The organism is Pseudonocardia sp. HH130630-07 (genome assembly GCF_001698125.1).
Taxonomy (GTDB): domain Bacteria; phylum Actinomycetota; class Actinomycetes; order Mycobacteriales; family Pseudonocardiaceae; genus Pseudonocardia.
Genome location: NZ_CP013854.1, coordinates 3,347,029 through 3,365,231, shown reverse-complemented (window position 1 = coordinate 3,365,231; position 18,203 = coordinate 3,347,029). Strand labels below are relative to the sequence as shown.

At 75.2% G+C, this 18,203-nt stretch carries 21 protein-coding genes; 12 read left to right on the top strand and 9 right to left on the bottom strand.

Annotated elements, in window-relative coordinates:
• Positions 1-42 precede the first annotated feature (42 nt).
• Positions 43-846, top strand: a complete 804-nt coding sequence (locus tag AFB00_RS16365) for an SAM-dependent methyltransferase (protein WP_068797966.1) — start codon at positions 43-45, stop codon at positions 844-846.
• Positions 847-882: 36 nt separating this feature from the next.
• Positions 883-3,084 carry a putative bifunctional diguanylate cyclase/phosphodiesterase gene (locus AFB00_RS16360; protein WP_068797965.1) on the top strand — a complete coding sequence of 734 codons (2,202 nt, stop codon included), beginning with the start codon at positions 883-885 and terminating at the stop codon, positions 3,082-3,084.
• Between the two features lie 28 nt (positions 3,085-3,112).
• Here the strand turns inward: AFB00_RS16360 and AFB00_RS33300 are convergent, their stop codons facing one another.
• Positions 3,113-3,436 carry a hypothetical protein gene (locus AFB00_RS33300; protein WP_068797964.1) on the bottom strand — a complete coding sequence of 108 codons (324 nt, stop codon included), beginning with the start codon at positions 3,434-3,436 and terminating at the stop codon, positions 3,113-3,115.
• A gap of 149 nt (positions 3,437-3,585) precedes the next feature.
• Between AFB00_RS33300 and AFB00_RS16350 the strand changes: the two genes are divergently transcribed.
• Genes AFB00_RS16350 through AFB00_RS16340 form a run of 3 tightly spaced genes read left to right on the top strand, consistent with a single transcriptional unit; the run spans position 3,586 to position 5,410 of the window.
• The gene (locus AFB00_RS16350; protein ID WP_068797963.1) at positions 3,586-4,329 is read left to right on the top strand and encodes a GntR family transcriptional regulator; all 744 of its coding nucleotides are present in this window, start codon (positions 3,586-3,588) and stop codon (positions 4,327-4,329) included.
• A gap of 11 nt (positions 4,330-4,340) precedes the next feature.
• Positions 4,341-5,183 (top strand): phosphoribosylaminoimidazolesuccinocarboxamide synthase, encoded by an 843-nt coding sequence (locus AFB00_RS16345; RefSeq protein WP_068797962.1) that lies wholly within the window; start codon positions 4,341-4,343, stop codon positions 5,181-5,183.
• 2 nt (positions 5,184-5,185) lie between these two features.
• Positions 5,186-5,410 carry a hypothetical protein gene (locus AFB00_RS16340; RefSeq protein ID WP_068797961.1) on the top strand — a complete coding sequence of 75 codons (225 nt, stop codon included), beginning with the start codon at positions 5,186-5,188 and terminating at the stop codon, positions 5,408-5,410.
• Here the strand turns inward: AFB00_RS16340 and AFB00_RS16335 are convergent.
• Positions 5,398-6,003, bottom strand: coding sequence for an alpha/beta hydrolase family protein (locus tag AFB00_RS16335; protein WP_068797960.1), 606 nt, complete (start codon positions 6,001-6,003; stop codon positions 5,398-5,400). The two genes, AFB00_RS16340 and AFB00_RS16335, sit on opposite strands and share 13 nt — an antisense overlap.
• The gene (locus AFB00_RS16330) at positions 6,000-6,833 is read right to left on the bottom strand and encodes an SOS response-associated peptidase (RefSeq protein ID WP_068797959.1); all 834 of its coding nucleotides are present in this window, start codon (positions 6,831-6,833) and stop codon (positions 6,000-6,002) included. The genes AFB00_RS16335 and AFB00_RS16330 overlap by 4 nt, the downstream gene beginning before the upstream one ends.
• A 35-nt stretch (positions 6,834-6,868) precedes the next feature.
• Here AFB00_RS16330 and aroA point away from each other — a divergent pair, with 35 nt between their 5' ends.
• The 3 genes from aroA to AFB00_RS16315 are packed head-to-tail and all read left to right on the top strand — an operon-like array spanning position 6,869 to position 10,060.
• Positions 6,869-8,173, top strand: coding sequence for a 3-phosphoshikimate 1-carboxyvinyltransferase (gene aroA / locus AFB00_RS16325; RefSeq protein ID WP_068797958.1), 1,305 nt, complete (start codon positions 6,869-6,871; stop codon positions 8,171-8,173).
• Positions 8,174-8,176: 3 nt separating this feature from the next.
• Positions 8,177-9,196, top strand: a complete 1,020-nt coding sequence (gene rsgA / locus AFB00_RS16320; RefSeq protein ID WP_068797957.1) for a ribosome small subunit-dependent GTPase A — start codon at positions 8,177-8,179, stop codon at positions 9,194-9,196.
• 42 nt (positions 9,197-9,238) lie between these two features.
• Positions 9,239-10,060, top strand: coding sequence for a hypothetical protein (locus AFB00_RS16315; RefSeq protein ID WP_068797956.1), 822 nt, complete (start codon positions 9,239-9,241; stop codon positions 10,058-10,060).
• Positions 10,061-10,082: 22 nt separating this feature from the next.
• On the opposite strand, the gene AFB00_RS16310 is transcribed toward AFB00_RS16315, so the two are convergent.
• Positions 10,083-10,589, bottom strand: coding sequence for a DUF6912 family protein (locus tag AFB00_RS16310; protein WP_068797955.1), 507 nt, complete (start codon positions 10,587-10,589; stop codon positions 10,083-10,085).
• Positions 10,590-10,637: 48 nt separating this feature from the next.
• Positions 10,638-12,074 carry a WS/DGAT/MGAT family O-acyltransferase gene (locus tag AFB00_RS16305; RefSeq protein ID WP_068797954.1) on the bottom strand — a complete coding sequence of 479 codons (1,437 nt, stop codon included), beginning with the start codon at positions 12,072-12,074 and terminating at the stop codon, positions 10,638-10,640.
• Between AFB00_RS16305 and AFB00_RS16300 the strand changes: the two genes are divergently transcribed.
• From AFB00_RS16300 to AFB00_RS16290, 3 genes are read left to right on the top strand one after another with little or no spacing between them, the layout of a single operon-like run.
• The gene (locus AFB00_RS16300; RefSeq protein WP_068797953.1) at positions 12,073-12,876 is read left to right on the top strand and encodes a TrmH family RNA methyltransferase; all 804 of its coding nucleotides are present in this window, start codon (positions 12,073-12,075) and stop codon (positions 12,874-12,876) included. The genes AFB00_RS16305 and AFB00_RS16300 overlap by 2 nt on opposite strands.
• A gap of 41 nt (positions 12,877-12,917) precedes the next feature.
• Positions 12,918-14,189: an alpha-hydroxy acid oxidase gene (locus AFB00_RS16295; protein WP_068797952.1), complete on the top strand. Its 1,272-nt coding sequence runs from the start codon at positions 12,918-12,920 to the stop codon at positions 14,187-14,189.
• 19 nt (positions 14,190-14,208) lie between these two features.
• Positions 14,209-14,469 (top strand): antitoxin, encoded by a 261-nt coding sequence (locus AFB00_RS16290; RefSeq protein ID WP_068800370.1) that lies wholly within the window; start codon positions 14,209-14,211, stop codon positions 14,467-14,469.
• Positions 14,470-14,557: 88 nt separating this feature from the next.
• Here AFB00_RS16290 and AFB00_RS16285 read toward each other — a convergent pair whose 3' ends face one another.
• From AFB00_RS16285 to AFB00_RS34075, 4 genes are read right to left on the bottom strand one after another with little or no spacing between them, the layout of a single operon-like run.
• On the bottom strand, positions 14,558-14,962 hold the full coding sequence (locus AFB00_RS16285) for an HAD-IA family hydrolase (RefSeq protein ID WP_083275566.1): 405 nt from the start codon (positions 14,960-14,962) through the stop codon (positions 14,558-14,560).
• A gap of 25 nt (positions 14,963-14,987) precedes the next feature.
• On the bottom strand, positions 14,988-15,755 hold the full coding sequence (locus tag AFB00_RS16280; protein ID WP_068797951.1) for an ABC transporter permease: 768 nt from the start codon (positions 15,753-15,755) through the stop codon (positions 14,988-14,990).
• Positions 15,752-16,741 carry an ABC transporter ATP-binding protein gene (locus tag AFB00_RS16275; protein ID WP_068797950.1) on the bottom strand — a complete coding sequence of 330 codons (990 nt, stop codon included), beginning with the start codon at positions 16,739-16,741 and terminating at the stop codon, positions 15,752-15,754. Before AFB00_RS16275 ends, AFB00_RS16280 begins: the two co-directional genes overlap by 4 nt.
• Before the next feature lie 9 nt (positions 16,742-16,750).
• Entirely contained in the window at positions 16,751-17,191 is a 441-nt protein-coding gene (locus tag AFB00_RS34075) for a MarR family winged helix-turn-helix transcriptional regulator (RefSeq protein ID WP_068797949.1), read from the bottom strand.
• Between the two features lie 242 nt (positions 17,192-17,433).
• Here AFB00_RS34075 and AFB00_RS34070 point away from each other — a divergent pair, with 242 nt between their 5' ends.
• Positions 17,434-18,189 (top strand): Rv3235 family protein, encoded by a 756-nt coding sequence (locus AFB00_RS34070; RefSeq protein ID WP_068797948.1) that lies wholly within the window; start codon positions 17,434-17,436, stop codon positions 18,187-18,189.
• Positions 18,190-18,203: the final 14 nt, after the last annotated feature.

Sequence of the window (18,203 nt, the reverse complement as noted above, 5' to 3'; positions counted from 1 at the left end):
GCAAGCGCCGAGGTCGTCGAGACGGTTGCGGGGTTGGAACGAATGGACAGACCGGCGTGGGCACCTGACGAGGTCGACATCACCCGCCCGAGCGTCGCCCGGGTCTACGACTACTACCTGGGCGGGTCGCACAACTTCGAGGCCGACCGCCGCTTCGCGGAGCAGGTGCTGGCCGCGCTCCCGGAGATGGCGACGGTGGCCCAGGCCAACCGGTCGTTCCTGCGCCGGGTGGTGCGCCACCTGTGCGCGCAGGGCATCACCCAGTTCCTCGATCTGGGTTCCGGCATCCCGACCGCGGGCAACGTGCACGAGATCGCCGCGGCGACGTGCCCGGACCCGCGGGTGCTCTACGTCGACAACGACCCGATCGCGGTCGTGCACAGCAGGGCCCTGCTGGCCGACGACGACAGCACCGAGGTGCTGGCCGCCGACCTCACCGACCCGGCCCGGATACTGGAGGCGCCGCTGACGCGGACGCACCTGGACCTGTCCCAGCCGGTCGCGGTGCTGCTCGTGTCGGTGCTGCACTTCGTGCCGGACGCCGCCGACCCGGCGGGGATAATCCGGACGTTCGCGGACGCGACGGTCCCCGGGAGCCACGTCGTCGTCACCCATGCGAGCGACGAAGGCGGCCATGCGGGTGCACATCTGGCCGAGAAGGTCTACAACCGCGATCAGTCGCCGAATCCGATGCGGATGCGGAGCAGCTCCGAGCTGCGCTCGCTGTTCGGCGAGCTCGAACTACTGGAACCAGGAGTGGTGCGGATACCGCTGTGGCGGCCGGAGTCCCCGGTCGGGCCGGAGGCGCAGGGCTATCCGGGCCTGGCCGCTGTGGCCCGCTGCTGAGCGGAGACGCCCCACGCGTGATCTTGAGGAGACCGAGTGGGCGGTCCCGTACCGGCTGACGCCGGCGGGCGGCACGATCCGGGCGTCGAGCAACTGGCCGACGCCTGGGTGGCGGCGATCCACGCCCGCGGGTTCGTCTCGGCGGGTCGCGCCGAGCTGTACGGCCTGCTGTCGGGGGCGGCGTGGTGGACGACCGCCGTCGTCGACGGCCGGGCCGAGGTCGAGATGGCCGCGGACGTCGGGGCGGAGCTGGTCGCCGCGCACCTGACCGACTCGGCCGCGCTGCGCTGCTCGCTGGACGTGCTGTCGGCGCACTTCACCGACCGGATCACCGACCCGGCCCGGCTGCAACGGTTCACCGCCGCGGTCGGCGCGCTCTCGGCCGGCTACGCGCGCACCCTGCAGGAGCGGACCCGCACCGAGCAGGACCGGATCAGCACCGCCGCGTTCGCCGCCCGCAGCGCCGCGGAGAACGCCCGCTGGCGCTCCGAGGCCCGCTACGGCGCGGTCTTCGAGAACACCGCACTGGGGATCAGCGTCGCCGACGTGGGCGGTCGGATCCTGGAGGCCAACCGGGCACTGACCGACATGCTCGGGTACCGGCCGGGTGAACTCGTCGGGCGTTCGGTGTTCGAGTTCATCCACCCGCAGGACACCCCCGAGATGTGGCCGCAGATCCAGGCGATGCTCGCCGGACGGGTCGGCCACGTCCGGACCGAGAAGACCTACTTCCGCAAGGACGGCGAGCAGGTCTGGACGCAGCTCGTCGTCTCCCTGATCCGCGATCCGGACGGCTCGCCCCGGCACCTGGTCGCGATGATCGAGGACGTCACCGAGCGGCACCGGCTGCAGTCGCGGCTGCGCCACCAGGCCGAGCACGACCCGCTGACCGGGCTGCCCAACCGGGCGTTGTTCTTCCGCAGGCTCACCGCCGCCCTGGACGCGGGGCCGGACGCCAAGATCGGCGTCTGCTACCTGGACCTCGACGGCTTCAAGGCGGTCAACGACACCCTCGGCCACGACGCCGGGGACCAGCTGCTGCGCACCGTCGCGCAGCGCCTGCACGAGGCGCTCGGCGACGACGGGCACACCGTGGCCCGGATGGGCGGCGACGAGTTCGTGGTGCTCGTCGAGGACTGCCCCGGGGCCGACCAGCTGCGGTCGGTGGCCGAGCGGGCGCTGGAGGTCGTGCGCCGCCAGGTCCGGTTGCGCGGCCGCGAGGTCGTGGTGTCGGCGAGCATCGGGATCGTCGCGTGGCCGGTCCCGGAGGACGCCTCCGGCCCGCGGTACCGGGGTGGCGCGGCCGAGCTGATGCAGGCCGCCGACACCACGATGTACTGGGCCAAGCGGGACGGCCGGGACCGGATCGCGGTGTTCGACCTGGCCCGGCACCGCAACGACGTGCACCTGTTCGAGCTGGCCGGGCGGATGCCCGGCGCGCTGGACCGCGGCGAGTTCGACCTGGAGTACCAGCCGCTGGTCTCGTTCGCCGACGGCAGCGTCACCGGTGTCGAGGCGCTGGCCCGCTGGCGGACCGCGGACGGCGACCGGCTGGGACCGGACGTGTTCATCCCGCTGGCCGAGCAGAGCGGGCTGATCGTGCCGCTCGGCCTGCACCTGCTGCACCGCGCCTGCTCGGACGCGCAGGACTGGGTCGCCGCCGACCCCGGCCGGTCGTTCGTGCTGAGCGTCAACATCGCGGGGCGGCAGCTGCGCCAGGACGACGCCGTCGAGCGGATCGTCGAGGTGCTCGGCGAGACCGGCTGGCCCGCGGAGTCGCTGCAGCTGGAGCTCACCGAGAGCGACCTCATGTCCGCGAGCGGACGACCGGTCGAGGCCCTGCAGGAACTGTCCCGGCTGGGCGTCCGGATCGCGATCGACGACTTCGGTACCGGCTACTCGAACCTGGCCTACCTGCACCGGCTGCCGGTCGACGTGCTGAAGCTGGCCGGGTCGTTCGTCTCCGCGCGGGACGCACCGGGGCGGGACACCGCGCACGAGGTCGACAGCCCGGTGATCCTCTCGGCGATGATCGACTTGGCGCACAGCCTGGGCCTGCGCGTCATCGCCGAGTCGGTGGAGACCGTCGAGCAGGCGGAGCACCTGCGGTCGGTGGGCTGCGACGACGGCCAGGGGTTCCTGATGTCGGAGCCGCTGCCACCGGGGCGGATCGGTGCGCTGCTGGACAGCGGCTTCGGGGCCGAGTTCGGGTTCGGGCCGAAGCCGGACGCGGTCTGACCGCAGGTGGGCGGGGCCGCCCGGGCGGTCACTCCCGGGGCGGCCCGGACTGGGTGTCGCGGCGGTCGATGACGAGTTCGCACCCCTCGTCCGCGGCCTCGGCCCGCAGCCGGGCCAGCTCCTCGGCCGCCCGCGCGGCCAGTGCCACCCGCCCGCGGGCACGTTCCGCCGCGGAGTGCAGCGAGCACGGCCAGCGGGTCGCCCGGATCTGACCCGCGCACCCACGGCAGTACGCGACGCCCGGAGCCCCCTCGGACCGGTCCGGACGGTGCTCCGCCAGCAGCACCGTGAGCAGGTCGGGATGCGCCTCGATGAAGCACACCAGCGCGTCCTCCTCCGCCGGGTCGATCATCGTCGTGCGGGCACGGGTCGTCTCACGGCAGCCACGGCGATGCCCTCCATCGTCGACAGGAACCTGTGTCCTATGACACTAGCGCACTGTCCTAGTACTGGCGACCAGCACACTCACTAGTACAGTTCGGCGACGGGGAAGGAGAGCGCATGACACGATCCGACCGCCCGGAGCCTCCCTACCTCCGGGTCGTCCGCCGCATCCGGGACGACGTCCTCTCCGGGCGTCTCGCCGAGGGCGACCTCGTCCCGTCCGCCCGGCAGATCGCGGCCGACTGGGAGATCGCGCTCGCCACCGCGACGAAGGCCCTCGCCACGCTGCGCGCCGAGGGCCTGGTGCGCGGGGTACCCGGGATCGGCACCGTCGTCACCGGCTCCACGACCACCCACTCGCCCCAGGAACGCGGCTCCTCGTTCCGCCGGACCGGGCGGATCTACCCGCCGGGTCAGCGGGCCCGGATCGTGGCGGCCGACTTCACCACCGCGTCCGACCAGGTCGCCTCGGCACTCGGGGTCGACGCCGGCTCCGGCGTGATCCGCCGCCGGCGCACCACCCTCGACGGGTCCGGCACCCCGCTGTCCACCTCGACCAGCTGGTTCGACGGCTCCCTGGCCGGCCGGTGCCCGGCCCTGCTCGTCGCCGAGCGCATCCCGCAGGGGACCGCCCGCTACGTCGAGGAGCGGACCGGTCGCGTCGTCATCTCGGGGCGGGACCAACTCGCGGCCGGGACCGCCACCGCGGAGGACGCGGCCGAGCTGGGCGTGGCGCCGGGCTCGGTCGTCCTGCTCCGGCGCAACCGCTGGCTGGACGCCGACGGCGACGTCGTGGAGTACGGCGAGTCGGCGTCCCCACCCGGGCGATGGACCACCTACGAGTACGTACTCGGCGAGTGATGGAGCGAGCCATGGAACTGATCCACAGCGGCAAGGTGCGCGACCTCTACCGGCTCGACGACGGGGACCTGCTCCTGGTCGCGACCGACCGCGTCTCCGTCTACGACGTCGGCCTCCCCACTCCCGTCCCGGACAAGGGCAAGCTGCTCACCGCGCTGTCCGCGTTCTGGTTCGACGAGCTCGCCGACGTCGTGGCGAACCACGTGGTCTCCGTCGACGACGTCCCGGCCGAGTTCGCCGGCCGGGCGGTCCGGGCGAAGCCGCTGCGGATGATCCAGGTGGAGTGCATCGCGCGCGGCTACCTGGCCGGTCTCGGACTGCGCGAGTACCAGCGCGACGGTGCGATCTCCGGTGTCGCGCTGCCGCCGGGCCTGGTCGAGGGCAGCAGGCTCCCCGAGCCCGTCTTCACCCCGACCACCAAGGTCTCCGACACCGGGCACGACGAGTTCATGGGCTTCTCCGAGGTCGTCGACCAGGAGGGGCGCGAGGTCGCCGAACGGCTGCGCGAGCTGACCCTGGAGATCTACACCCGCGGTGCCGCGCTGGCCGCCGAGCGCGGCGTCGTCATCGCCGACACCAAGCTCGAGTTCGGCTGGTCCGCCGACGGGACCCTGACCCTGGGCGACGAGGTCCTCACCTCGGACTCCTCGCGGTTCTGGCGCCAGGAGGAGTGGGAGCCCGGCCGCGCCGGCGGCCAGCGTGCCTACGACAAGCAGTTCGTCCGCGACTGGAGCCTGACCACCGGCTGGGACAAGACCGAGCCCGGCCCGGAGATGCCCGACGACGTCGTCGAGGCGACCCGGGCGCGCTACGTCGACGTCTACGAGAAGATCACCGGCCGGGACTGGGTCTAGCCGTGGAGTGGTCCGGATACCCCCGCGACCAGCTCATCGAGGACGTCGTGATGCTGCTGACCGCCCGCGGCGTCGACGTCGTGCTGCCGCCGGAGCGGCGCGCCGAGCGGCAGGACGCGGCGAGCCGCCTGCTGGCCGCCATGAGCGTCATCCCGACCCTCGCCCCGGAGGACGCGCTCGACCTCGACGGGCACGCCCGGTACCAGCGCGCCGTTCACGGCGACTGACGCAGCACCCGGCCCAGCCAGTCCCCCACCGCATCCCGCAGCTCCCCGTGCTGCTTCTTCAGCCCGTGGTCGCCGTCGAGCAGCACGACCGCGCGGTCCGGCCCCGGGCCGGGCACCCCGAACCGGTCGCTGCGCCCCTGCACCACCAGCACCGGGACCCCGGCCCCGTCCAGCTCGGGCTGCCGGGTCTTCTCCGGGCGCCCCGGCGGGACCAGCGGGAACGCCAGGCACAGCACGCCGGCGGCGCCCACGACCGGTGCGGTGCGGCAGGCCACCCGCGCCCCGGAGCTGCGCCCGCCGACGACGAGCGGCCGCCCGTCGGACACCGCGGCGGCGACCGCGGTCCACGCCTCGTCCAGGTGCCCGGCCGGGGCCGGTGCGCGCCGCCCGGCCACCCGGTAGGGCTGCTCGACCAGCCCGACGTCGAACCCGGCGGCGGTCGCCGCGGTGGTCGCGGCGACCAGGTCAGGGGCCTCGATCCCGCCGCCCGCTCCGTGTCCGAGCAGCAGCAGGCCACCTGCGGAACCGCTGCGGTGCAGGGTCACCCGGGCCGGGCCGCGCGGGGTGCCGACGACGTCGGCGGAACGGTTCACGAGAGCAGGTCGAGCTGGATCGGCTCGCGCACCTCGTCGTCGGGGATGCGGTCGAGCAGCTCGGGCCGGTTGTTGCGGACGCTGTTGACCTCCGGGGAGACCGGGCGGATCTCCAGCGTCGAGACGAGCTCCGGGGTGGGCGGGGCGAGCAGCCGCGACACCCGATCGGCGCCGGAACCGGTGTCCGGGTCGAGCCAGTCGGCCCAGTCGTCGGGGCGCAGCACCAGCGGCATCCGGTCGTGCACCTGGGCCAGCGGGCCGACCGCCCCGGTGGTGAGCACGCAGGCGGTGACCAGGCCGTCGGGGTAACGCTCGTGCAGGTCCTGCCCCGCGTCGTTCCCCGGGCGCCAGAACTCCCAGATCCCGGCCATCGCCATCGTCGCGCCGTCGGCGTAGTGCGTGAAGTACGGCTGCTTGGTCGGCTTCCCGGTGCCGCCCTCGCTCTTCGGGACGGCCGCCGAGCGCTGCCACTCGTACCAGCCGGCCATCGGGAACAGGCAGCGCCGCGACGCCGCGGCCCGGCGGAACGCGGGTTTCGTGGTGATCGTCTCCGACCGGGCGTTGACCATCCGGGCGCCGGCCGAGGGGTCCTTCGACCAGAACGGCACGAGCCCCCACCGGACCGTGCGCAGCGACCGCTCGGTGCTGTCCGGGTCGGGCTCGCCCTGCTCGTCGCGCGGGTGCCGCTCGACGACGACCGTGATGTCCTTCGTGGGCGCCACGTTGTAGTCGGCGCGCGCGGACTCCGCGGTGGCGTCGGTGGCGTCGACGGCGCGGAACTCGCCGGCCAGGTCGGCGGGGGCCTTCGTGGAGGCGTAACGGCCGCACATGCACCCCATCCTGGCACGTGGGAGAAGATGGGTGCGTGAGCAACTGGAGCGCCCCCACCCCCGACGGCCCGGTGACCGGAACCGTCTCGGTGCCGGGGTCGAAGTCGGTGACCAACCGCGCGCTGCTGCTCGCCGCGCTGTCCGGCGGGGACGCACGCGTCACCGGTGCCCCCGCCACCCGGGACACCGCGCTGATGACCGGCGCGCTGTCCGCGCTCGGCGCCGTCGCGGACACCGACGGCGAGACGGTGCGGTTCGCCGCGCACGACGGGCTGCGCGGCGGCTCCGGCGACCGGCCGGCCGAGGTCGACTGCGGGCTCGCCGGGACCGTCATGCGGTTCGTCCCCCCGGCGGCCGCGACCGCGACCGGCACCACCCGCTTCGACGGCGACCCGTGGGCCCGCAAGCGCCCGATGGGCACCGTGCTGGGTGCGCTGCGCGAGCTCGGCGCCCGGATCGACGGCACGACCGACGCTGACGCCCTGCCGTTCGTGCAGTCCGGCGGGCCGGTCCGGGGCGGCGAGGTGACGATCGACGCCTCGGCGTCCTCGCAGTTCGTGTCCGGGCTGCTGCTGTCCGGCGCGCTGTTCGAGCGCGGCGTCACCGTGCACCACGACGGCAAGCCGCTGCCCTCGCTGCCGCACATCGCGATGACCGTCGCCATGCTGCGGACCGCAGGCGTCACCGTGCACGACGACGAGCCGAACACCTGGCGGGTCGAGCCCGGCCCGGTCGCCGCCCGGGACTGGGCGGTCGAGCCGGACCTGTCGAACGCGTCGGTGTTCCTGGCCGCCGCGGCCGTCACCGGCGGGCGGGTCACCGTGCGCGACTGGCCCGCCGAGACCACCCAGCCCGGGGTGGACGTGCTCCCGGTGCTGGAACGGTTCGGCGCGACCGTCACCCGTTCCGCCGACGGGCTGACCGTCACCGGGCCGGACCGGCTGTCCGGGGTGGACGTCGACCTGCACGACGCCGGGGAGCTCGCCCCGACCGTCGCCGCGATCGCCGCGCTGGCCGGGGACACCTCGCGGCTGCGCGGCATCGGGCACATCCGCGGCCACGAGACCGACCGGCTGGCCGCGATCGCGAACGAGATCACCGCGCTCGGCGGCTCGGTCACCGAGACCGAGGACGGGCTGGTGATCGAGCCGAAGCCGCTCACCGGCCGCGCCGACCGGCCGTGGGGCGCCTACGCCGACCACCGGATGGCCACCGCCGGGGCGATCATCGGGCTGGTGGTGCCCGGGGTGCTCGTCGACGACGTCGGCTGCACGGCCAAGACCATCCCGGACTTCCCCGGCCGGTGGGCGGCGCTGCTCGGGACGCCGGGGAACGGCTGAGACGTGCCCCGCCGCCACGACGTCCACGCCCTCGACGAGTCCGACGTCCGGGTCCGGCCGGGCCGGCGCGGCTCCCGGCCGCGCAGCAAGCGCCGCCCCGCGCACGCCGACGCCACCCGGGCCATGGTCACCTCGGTCGACCGGGGCCGCTGGACGTGCGCCGTCGACGCCGACCTGGGCCGGCCGCCGGTGGTCGCGATGCGGGCCCGTGAGCTGGGCCGGACGCCGGTCGTCGTCGGGGACCGGGTGGACCTCGTCGGCGACCTCTCCGGCGAGCCGGACACGCTGGCCAGGATCGTGCGGGTCACCGACCGGGACACCGTGCTGCGGCGGACCGCGGACGACACCGACCCCTACGAGCGGGTGGTCGTCGCGAACGCGGAACGGCTGATCGTCGTCACCGCGGTCGCCGATCCGGTGCCGCGCACCGGGTTCGTGGACCGCTGCCTGGTCGCCGCGTTCGCCGGCGGGTTGCAGCCCGTCCTGTGCCTGACCAAGTCCGACCTGGCCGATCCCGAGCCGTTCGCCGTGCGGTACCGCGAACTCGGGGTGCCGGTGGTCGTCACCGGGCGGCCGGACACCGGGCCGCCGGAGGGCCTCGACGCCCTGCGGGCGGAGCTCGCCGGGCGGCTGTGCGCGCTGGTCGGGCACTCCGGGGTGGGCAAGTCGACGCTGGTCAACGCGATCGTCCCGGCCGCGGACCAAGCCACCGGGCGGGTCTCGGGCGTCGGGAAGGGGCGGCACACCACCACCGCGGCGCTGGCCTTCCCGCACGCCGACGGCTGGGTGGTCGACACCCCGGGCGTGCGCTCGTTCGGGCTGGCCCACGTCGGGCCGGACGACGTCGTCGCGGCGTTCGGCGACCTGGCCGCCGCGATCGACGACTGCCCGCGCGGCTGCGGGCACCTGGGGCCGCCCGCCGATCCGGAGTGCGCACTGGACGACCTGGTCACCGCCGGTGGCCTCGGCGGAGGCAGACTCGAGGCGTTGCGCCGCATCCTCGTGGCGCTGCACCAGGGCTGAGCGAGCATGGCCACACAGGGCCACACGGACCACACACGGGGGATGCGGGTGCCGGTAAGGCGGCGAGCGGCACTGGCCGCCGGCACGGCCGTGCTCGCCGGGCTGCTGTCCGGCTGCGCCTGGCCCGGTTCCCTGGGGTCGGTCCCCGGGCAGGAGGATCCGGCGCCCGCCGCGCTGCCCAAGTACTACGACCCCGCGCCGATGCTCGCCGACGTCACCGCGCGCACCCGCACCGACCGCACGGCGACGCTGGACGTGGCCGGGACCCTCACCGGTACCGGTGGCCCGGTACCGGTCAGCGGGGACGGCGCGCTGCGCGTCGACCCGGCGGGCGCGGCGCCCGCGGTGCGGCTGGTGCTGCTCACCGGCCCGGAGGGCACGGCCCGCCCGGTCGATCTCGTCCGGATCGGCACCCGGACCTGGCTACGGCCCCCGGGTGGCGGCTGGGGCGAGCCGGGGCGGACGCCGATGCCGCCCGCGTCCGCGGTCGACGCCACGGTCGCGGCGAACGTCGCGGGCGGGGCCGACCCGCTCGGCGCGGTGAACCGCTACCCGGACGCGGTGCTGGTCGCCGACGCCCGCGACGACGACGTCGACGGCACCCCGGCGGTGCACTACACGCTCGTCGTCGACCTGGTCCGGGCGATCGCCGGGGAGCACGACCCGCAGCGGCGCGAGGCGCTCGCCGCGCAGCAGCGGGCCGGGGTGACCCGGCTCAGCACCGAGATCTGGCTCGACGCCGACCGCAGGCCGCTGCGCACCCGGATCCGCCAGCAGCTGCCCGGCGCCGGGACCCTCGACCTGCTGGTCCGCTACCGGGACTGGGGCGCTCCGGTCACGATCGACCCGCCGGTCCAGGGCTGAGCGGCACCGGCCCGGCTCGCACTCAGCCCAGCTCGACGAGGAACGCCAGCTCCGACGCCGCGTACCAGGCCAGCTCGAAGTCCTCGGCCTCGCCGACCAGGAACTCGGCGTCCATGTCGCCCAGGTCCGCCTTGTCGACCGCACCGGCGGCCTCCCGGACGGCGTGCTCGGCCTCCGGCAGGTCGACGTGCACGGCGGCGATCTTCGCGACCGGGACCGGGCCGCTCACCCGGACCGCGCCGTCGTCGAGGTCGGGTCGGACGGTGACGTCGTCGGTGTCGGCGGCCACGACCACCCGGCGGGCCGGGGTGCCGTCCTCGCCGAGCCCGAACTCCACCGAGAGCAGGCGCAGCGAGGCCCGTGCGGCCTCGTTCATCGCCGCGTACTCCAGCTCCTCCTCGTCACCGGCGACGTAGGACTCGCGCAGCTTCGGGGTCAGCGCGAACGCGGTGCCGCCGAGCGGCTCGAAGCTGCCGGTCTTCACCGTCCTGGCCAGCATCGGCCAGGTCGCGGGCAGGTAGATCCGCACGTCGGGGTCCTCTCTCCTCGTGCTCGGGACGGTGCTCGGGCGGCGGGCTCAGCGCAGGGTCTCGAGCAGCTCGTCGAGCGACTCGTGCACCATCCCCGCCAGCACCTCGATGTCGCCCATGGCGTCCCGGTCACCGTTCAGGCCGTAGTAGACACCACCGTCGTAGCTGGTCAGGCCGATCGAGACGGCCTGGCCCTTCGCCAGCGGCACCACCGGGAACATCTCCAGCATCTGGGCCCCGGCCGCGTAGAGCGGGAACTGCGGTCCGGGGACGTTGGTCACCACCAGGTTGAAGAAGTGCCGGGACATGCCACTGGCCGCGCGGGCCCCGACCGCGTGCAGGGTCGGCGGGGCGAACCCGCCGATCCGCACCAGCGTGGCCGCGCCGACGGCGTCGCCGGTGTCGGTGTGCTCGCGCATCTGGTGGGTGACCTGGTGCAGCCGGACCAGCGGGCTCGGCTCGCCCACCGGCAGGTCGACCAGGAACGACGCCACCCGGTTGCCGAGCGAGCCGCCGGTCGCCGAGCTGGGCACGTCGCCCTCGCCGCGCACCGACAACGGGACCAGCGCCCGCACCGTCGACGACCCCCCGACCGGCTCGCCGCGCGTCATCAGCCAGGTCCGCAGCGCACCGGCGATCACGGCGAGGACGACGTCGTTGACGTCGCAGCCGTAGGCCGCACGCACCGTGCGGTAGGCCTCCAGGTCGGTGCGGGCCAGCGCGAACCGGCGCTGGGTGGAGATCTGGGCGTTCAGCGGCAGCCCGGGCGCCCGGCGGCCCGCGGTCCGGGCCATCGTGAGGACGTGCCCGGCCGCGCCGGCGAGCTTGCCGACGGTCGCGATCGCGTCCCCCGCGGCGACCCGGACGTTGTCCACCACCTCGGTCGGCCGGGTCACGGCCTCGCCGACGGCGTCGAGCAGGAGCTGGCCGTCGGTCGGCTCCGGGCGGGGCATCCACAGCTCGTCGGGCGTCTCCCGGGGCTCGGCCGAGACGTCGAGGATCACCTGCCCGATGTCGATCGCCGAGATCCCGTCGACCATCGCCTGGTGGGTCTTGGTGAGCACGGCCGCCCGGCCCCGCCCGGCGCCCCGGCCGTCCGCGGCCGGTTCCAGACCCTCGATCAGGTACATCTCCCACAGCGGGCGGGCGTGGTCCAGCGGCCGCGACATCAGCCGCCCGACCAGGTCGACGAGCTGCTCCTCGCTGCCCGGACGGGGCAGCGCGGAGCGCCGCACGTGGTAGGCGACGTCGAACTCGGGATCGTCGACCCACACCGGGCGGGCCAGGTTCCCCGGCACGTGCCGGACCTTCTGCCGGTAGCGCGGCACGAGCGCGAGCCGCTGCTCGATCAGCTCGACGAGCCGGTCGTAGTCGAAGCCGTCGTCCGGCCGGTCGAACACGGCGAGCCCGCCGACGTGCATGGGTGTGGTCGCCTCCTCCAGGTACAGGAAGGAGGCGTCGAGCGGGGAGAGCCGGGACGGCATGGCCGCGATCCTACGTGCGAGGCTGGTGGGTGTGAGCGACCCAGCGCCCGACCCGGTGTCCCCGAAGGACAGGTTCATCACGGTCTACGGCCGCAAACCCGTCCTGGAGGCCCTCGCGGACGCGGACCTGCAGGTCGACAAGGTGGTGCTCGCCGACTCGGTGCGCGGCGCCGGGGAGCGCGAGATCACCGCGGCGGCCCGGCGGCGCGGGGTGCCGGTCACCAGGGCGTCGGCGCAGCGGGTGAAGGTGCTCGCCGGGAACGGGCGGCACGACCAGGGCGTGCTGGCCGACGTCGTCGCACCGCGGATGGCACCGCTGCCGGTGTTCCTGTCCGACCTGGGCAGCCGCCGGCCGGCGTCGGTCATCGTGCTGGACGCGGTGACCAACCCGTCGAACGTCGGGATGATCCTGCGCAGCGCGACGGCCGCCGGTCTCGACGGCGTGCTGCTGCCCCGGCGCGGGGTGCCCGCGATCGACCCGCTGGTCATCAAGGCGTCGGCCGGCGTGGCCTTCGGCGCCCCGGTGCTGCGCTGCAGCACCGCGGCCGACGGCCTGGACCTGCTCCGCGACGCGGGCTTCGCGGTGTTCGGGCTCGACGCGGGCGGCGACTCGCTGCTCGACGCCGACCTCCCGCCCCGGATCGCGCTGGTGCTGGGCAACGAGACCGACGGGCTGACCGAGCCGGTCCGCGAGCGGATCGACAGTGTCCTGTCGCTGCCGATGTACGGCGGCGTCGAGTCCCTCAACGTCGCCTCCGCGGGTGCGGTCGCGGCCTACGAGCTGCTGCGCCGCCGCGGCTGAGGCCGCTGGTACCCGGCCGGACCGGGCCGTACGGTCGGCCCATGGTGCACCGTCGCATCCCCCGCCCGTCCGAACTCGCCCCGCTGCTGCGCCCGGCCCCGGTCACGCTGCACCGGACGACCGCCCGGCTGGCCCGCGCCACCAGCGTCGGCGACCTGCGGGAGCTGGCCCGGCGCCGGGCACCGCGGGCGGTCTTCGACTACACCGACGGCGCCGCCGAGGACGAGGTGAGCCTGCGCCGGGCCCGGGAGGTGTGGGCGTCGGTCGAGTTCACCCCGACCGTGCTGCGCGACGTGTCCCGGGTCGACACCGGGCGCGACATCCTCGGCACCCGGTCGGCACTGCCGTTCGCGCTGGGACCGACCGGTTTCACCCGCATGATGCACACGGCGGGCGAACGGGCGGTCGCCGCCGCGGCGGCGCGGGCCGGGGTCCCCTACGCGCTGTCCACGATGGGCTCGACGACGATCGAGGCCGTCGCCGAGGCCGGGGCCGGTGGCCGGCACTGGTTCCAGCTCTACCTGTGGCGGGACCGCTCGGTCGCCCGCGAGCTGGTCGCGCGGGCGGCGGCCGCGGGCTACGACACCCTGATGCTGACCGTCGACACCCCGGTCGGCGGCAACCGGCGGCGCGACGCCCGCAACGGCCTGTCCATCCCGCCGGCGCTGTCGCTGCGCACCGTGCTGGACGGCGCCCGGCGCCCCCGCTGGTGGTTCGACCTGCTCACCACCGAGCCGCTGACGTTCGAGAGCCTCGCCGCGGGCGGCCGCTCGCCGTTCGAGATGATCAACCAGGTCTTCGACCCGGCGCTGACCCTGGACGACGTGGCCTGGCTGCGGGAGGCCTGGAGCGGCTCGCTCGTGATCAAGGGGATCCAGTCGACGGCGGACGCCCGCCGGGTCGTCGGCGCGGGCGCGGACGCCGTCCTGCTGTCCAACCACGGCGGCCGCCAGCTGGACCGCGCCCCGGTCCCGGCGGAGCTGATCGAACCGGTGGTGCAGGAGCTGGGCGACGACGCCGAGGTGCTGGTCGACACCGGGATCCTGCACGGCGGCGACGTCGTGGCGGCCGTGGCGCTCGGTGCCAGGGCCGCGCTGGTCGGCCGGGCCTACCTGTACGGGCTGATGGCCGGCGGCGAGGCCGGGGTGGCGCGGGCCGTGGAGATCCTGCGGGCCGAGGTGGAACGGACGCTGCAACTGCTCGGCGTGACCCGGATCGACGACCTCCGGCCGGAGCACGCACGGCTCCGCTCGTCGATCCCCGGCGTCCATCACCGGATCGGGGGACACGCTCCGGGTGCGGACGGCCGGTGATCACGTCACGATGGCCGGCATGAGTTTCCTGGACAAGGCCAAGGAACTGCTCGGCAAGCACGACGACAAGGTCGATCAGGCACTGAACAAGGCGGGCGACTCGGCGAAGCAGAAGTTCGCCGGGCACGACCAGCACATCGACACGGCGACGAAGTTCGCCCGCGAGCGGACCGGGACCGGTGACACCACCGCCCAGCAGCCGGGTCAGCCCGGCCCGGACGGCCAGGCGCCGCCGCCCCCGCCGCCCGGGCAGGCGCCGCCGCCCCCGCCGCAGCCGTGACCGCGCGCCGGAACCGTCCGGCGCGCCGCCGCAGCAGCTGATCACGAGGCGCCGTCCGCACCGCGGGCGGCGCCTCCGTACGTCCGGGTCAGCCCGCGGCGGGGACCCCGAGCAGGACCTCCAGCTCGGCGAGCGTCGCCTCGGCGTCGACGTGCCGGACCCCGACCGCACCCGCCGCGGCCGCGCCGCGGACGCAGGCCCCGATGTCGTCGACGACGACGCAGTCCGCCGCCGCCAGCCCCAGTTCCGCGGCGGCCGCCGCGAAGGCGTCCGGGCTGGGCTTGCGGGCGCCGCGCACCGCGCCGAGCAGCACCGTGCCGAAGGCGGCCGCGCAGTCCTCCGGCACCGCGTGCGCGCCGGAGAACAACGCCGTGCGCACGCCCGCCGCGGCGGCCCGCCGGGCGTAGCCCAGCAGCAGCGGGCCGGTGCCGGGGTCGTCGAGGACCCCGCCGTAGTCGACGATCAGGCCGCGCAGGCTCCGTGTCTCCGCCACCGGATCGACTGTAGGCGAACCGGGCTCAGTCGAGGGCCCTGCGGAGGAACCCGCGGATGCCCAGCAGCGTGAACACCACGATCGCGACGGCCGGGACGAGCACGCACACCCACAGCGGCAGGTGCGGCACCTGCACCGGGACCAGCGACGCCCGGATCCCCTCGCTCACGTAGGTCAGCGGGTTCAGCGCCGAGAGCACCTGGAACCAGCGCAGGTCGGCCAGCGTCAGCAGCGGGTACTGCACCGAGCCGGTGAACAGCAGCGGCGTGAAGATCACCGCGAACATGATGTTGATCCGGCGTGGCGGCACCGCCGTCCCGATCGTCAGGCCCATCGCGCCGCCGAGCAGCGCCCCCAGCACCACCATCAGCAGCGCCGGGGCGAGCCCGGCCGCCGGCCAGCTGACGTCGACCATGACCAGGCCGATGGGCACCATCAGCAGGCTCGCCAGCAGGCCGCGCAGCCCACCGAAGACGATCTTCTCGACGGCGACCGCCCAGACCGGCATCGGCGCGAGGAGCCGGTCGTCGATCTCGCGGGTCCAGGACAGCTCGAACACCAGCGGCAGCGTGACGCTCTGCAGCGCGCCGAACATGGCGTTCAGCGCGATCAGGCCGGGGAGCATGATCTCGCCGTAGCCCTCGGCGACGATCCCGCCGCGGCCGAGCACCACGACGAACACCAGCAGGAAGAAGAACGGCTGCACCAGGGTCTGGGCCAGGAACGAGGGCAGCTCCCGGCCCGTGACGTAGAGGTCACGCCGCAGCACGGCGAGGAAGGTGGTCCCGGTCATCGCAGGTCCCTCCCGGTCAGGTCGATGAACACGTCCTCCAGCGAGGCCTCGCCGAGCGAGACGTCGCGCACCACCGCTCCGTACCGGCCGAGCAGCTCGACGACCGGGCTGAGCAGCGCGGCCGGTTCGCGGGTGACCGCGAGCCGCAGGGCCACGGTGGCCCCGGCGTCCGCGGCGGGCTCGCGCCCGGCCGGGGTCTCGGCCCGGGCCACACCGTCGAGACCGGCCAGCGCGGTGCGCAGCGGCTCGGCCCCGTCCGGCCCCGGGACGGCCACGACCTCGATGGTCGCCCGCCCCGGCAGGGCCGCGACCAGCGCGTCCGGCGTGTCGAGGGCGAGCAGCCGCCCGTGGTCGACGATCCCGATCCGGTCGGAGAGCTTGTGCGCCTCGTCCATGTCGTGCGTGGTGAGGACGACCGTGACCCCCTCGTCGCGCATCCCGCGGATCTGGTCGTGCACGAACAGCCGGGCCTGCGGGTCGAGCCCGGTGGACGGCTCGTCGAGGAACAGGACCTCGGGCCGGTGCATGAGGCCGCGGGCGATCATGACGCGCTGGGCCTGGCCGCCGGAGAGGTCGTCGGCGATCGCCTTCGCCTTGTCGGTCAGTCCCATCCGGTCGAGGAGCTCGTCGGCCCGCCGGTTGCGCTCGGCCCGGCCGACGCCGTGGTACGCGGCGTGGAACACTAGGTTGTCCCGGACGCCCAGCGAGCGGTCCAGGTTCTGGCGCTGCGGGACGACGGCCAGCTTCGCGCAGACCGCGACGGCGTCGGTGCGCACGTCGAGACCGGCGACCCGGGCGGTCCCCGAGGTGGGCACGACCCGGGTGGTCAGGACGCCGACGGTGGTCGTCTTGCCGGCCCCGTTCGGTCCGAGCAGGCCGAAGACCTCGCCTTCGGCGACCTCGAACGACAGCCCGTCGACCGCGTTGCCGGGTGCCTTCGGATACCGCTTCACGAGGTCGGTGACCTCGACCGCGACCTGTCCCATCGTTTCCCCCTACAACGGTGCGTCGCGGCGATCCTGCTCCAGGAACGCGATCACCGCGACCAGATACTCCCGGACGGCGTCGGCGTGCGCCGCGGGAGGCTCGGGCAGCCGCGGCCCGTGGGTCGCGGCCACGGCGTCGCGCAGCCGGGCGTGACCGGGCCCGGTGATGACCACCCTGCGGAGCCGCCGGTCGACCCCGTCGGTCGTGCGCGTGGCGAGCCCGGCCGCCTCCAGCACGTCGAGGACGGGGGTCAGCGTGGGCGGGGTGATGCGGACCCGCGCGGCGAGCTCACGCTGCACGAGACCGCCACCGGCCCGGGCGAGCTCCTCCAGCACCCGCACCGCCGTCAGCGAGAGCCCGTGCTCCGCGGCCCGGGCGCGCCGGGCGCCGAGCACGAGCTGACCGGCCCGGACGAGGAGATCGGCGCCGCTCGGCCCGGCCTCCCCCACGGCTACGGGGTGGGGCGGGTTCGTCAGCGACGACGCAGGCTGCGGAGGTCGGGACACCGGCGGAGCGTAGGTCGGCCGGACGACCGGCACGGCCGGTCGCGCGGGACGGTCTGCGGAAGCGAACGGCACGCGCGTACCGGACCGTGGGATGCGCACGCCGGGACGCTTCGCACGCACATGATGCGGCGACGAATGCGGATCGGAGGCGTCCGGGCGGCGGATCGCGGCCCGATGCTCCTCCGGTGACCTCCAGCCCGCCCGCCCCCGGGACCACCGCTCCGGAGCCCGCCGCCCCCGGCCGGGCGCACGTCCGCCCCTCCCCTGTCGGGGGCACCGGCTCCCCGGAGGCCGGCGCCCCGGACCCGGATGCGGACGCGGCACCGCCCGGGCCCCTCGTCGAGGACACACCGAACGGCCGGATCCTGCACGCCCGGACGGTCGAGGACGTCCCGCGGGACCTGCCACCGGGGCTGGTCGTCGTGCTCCCCGGCGGGTTCCGGATGTGGTCGGGGGGACCGCTGCCGGTACCGCCGCCTCCGGCACCGGCGGCACCCGCGCGCGGTGCCCACCGGCCACCGGCCGGGCCGCGGGAGCTCGGAGCGGCCGGGGCCCGGGCGGCGGAGCTGGTCCGGCTCGTCGCCGAGGTGCTGAACGGGCGCCGGGCGCCCGTCCAGCTGGCCGCGGTCGCCACGCCCCGGGTCCTGCGCTACCTGGGCGCCGCCCGGCTGGACACCGCGGCGACCCGGCCGATCGCCGGGCCGCACCCGGCCCGGCGCCGGGCCGGAGCGGAGGCGTCACGGGCCCGCGGACCGGTCGCCGTGCCCGGCTGCGGCGTCACCCGGCCGGCGCCGCGGCTGCACCTGTGCCGGCCGCACCGCGACGCGGTGGAAGCCTGCACCACGCTGACGGTCGCCGGGCGCCACCGCGCGCTCGCGGTCCGCCTCGATCGCCGGTCGGCGGCGGGGCCGTGGACCCTCACCGCCGTCCGGCTGATCTGATCGTTCGCGCCCGC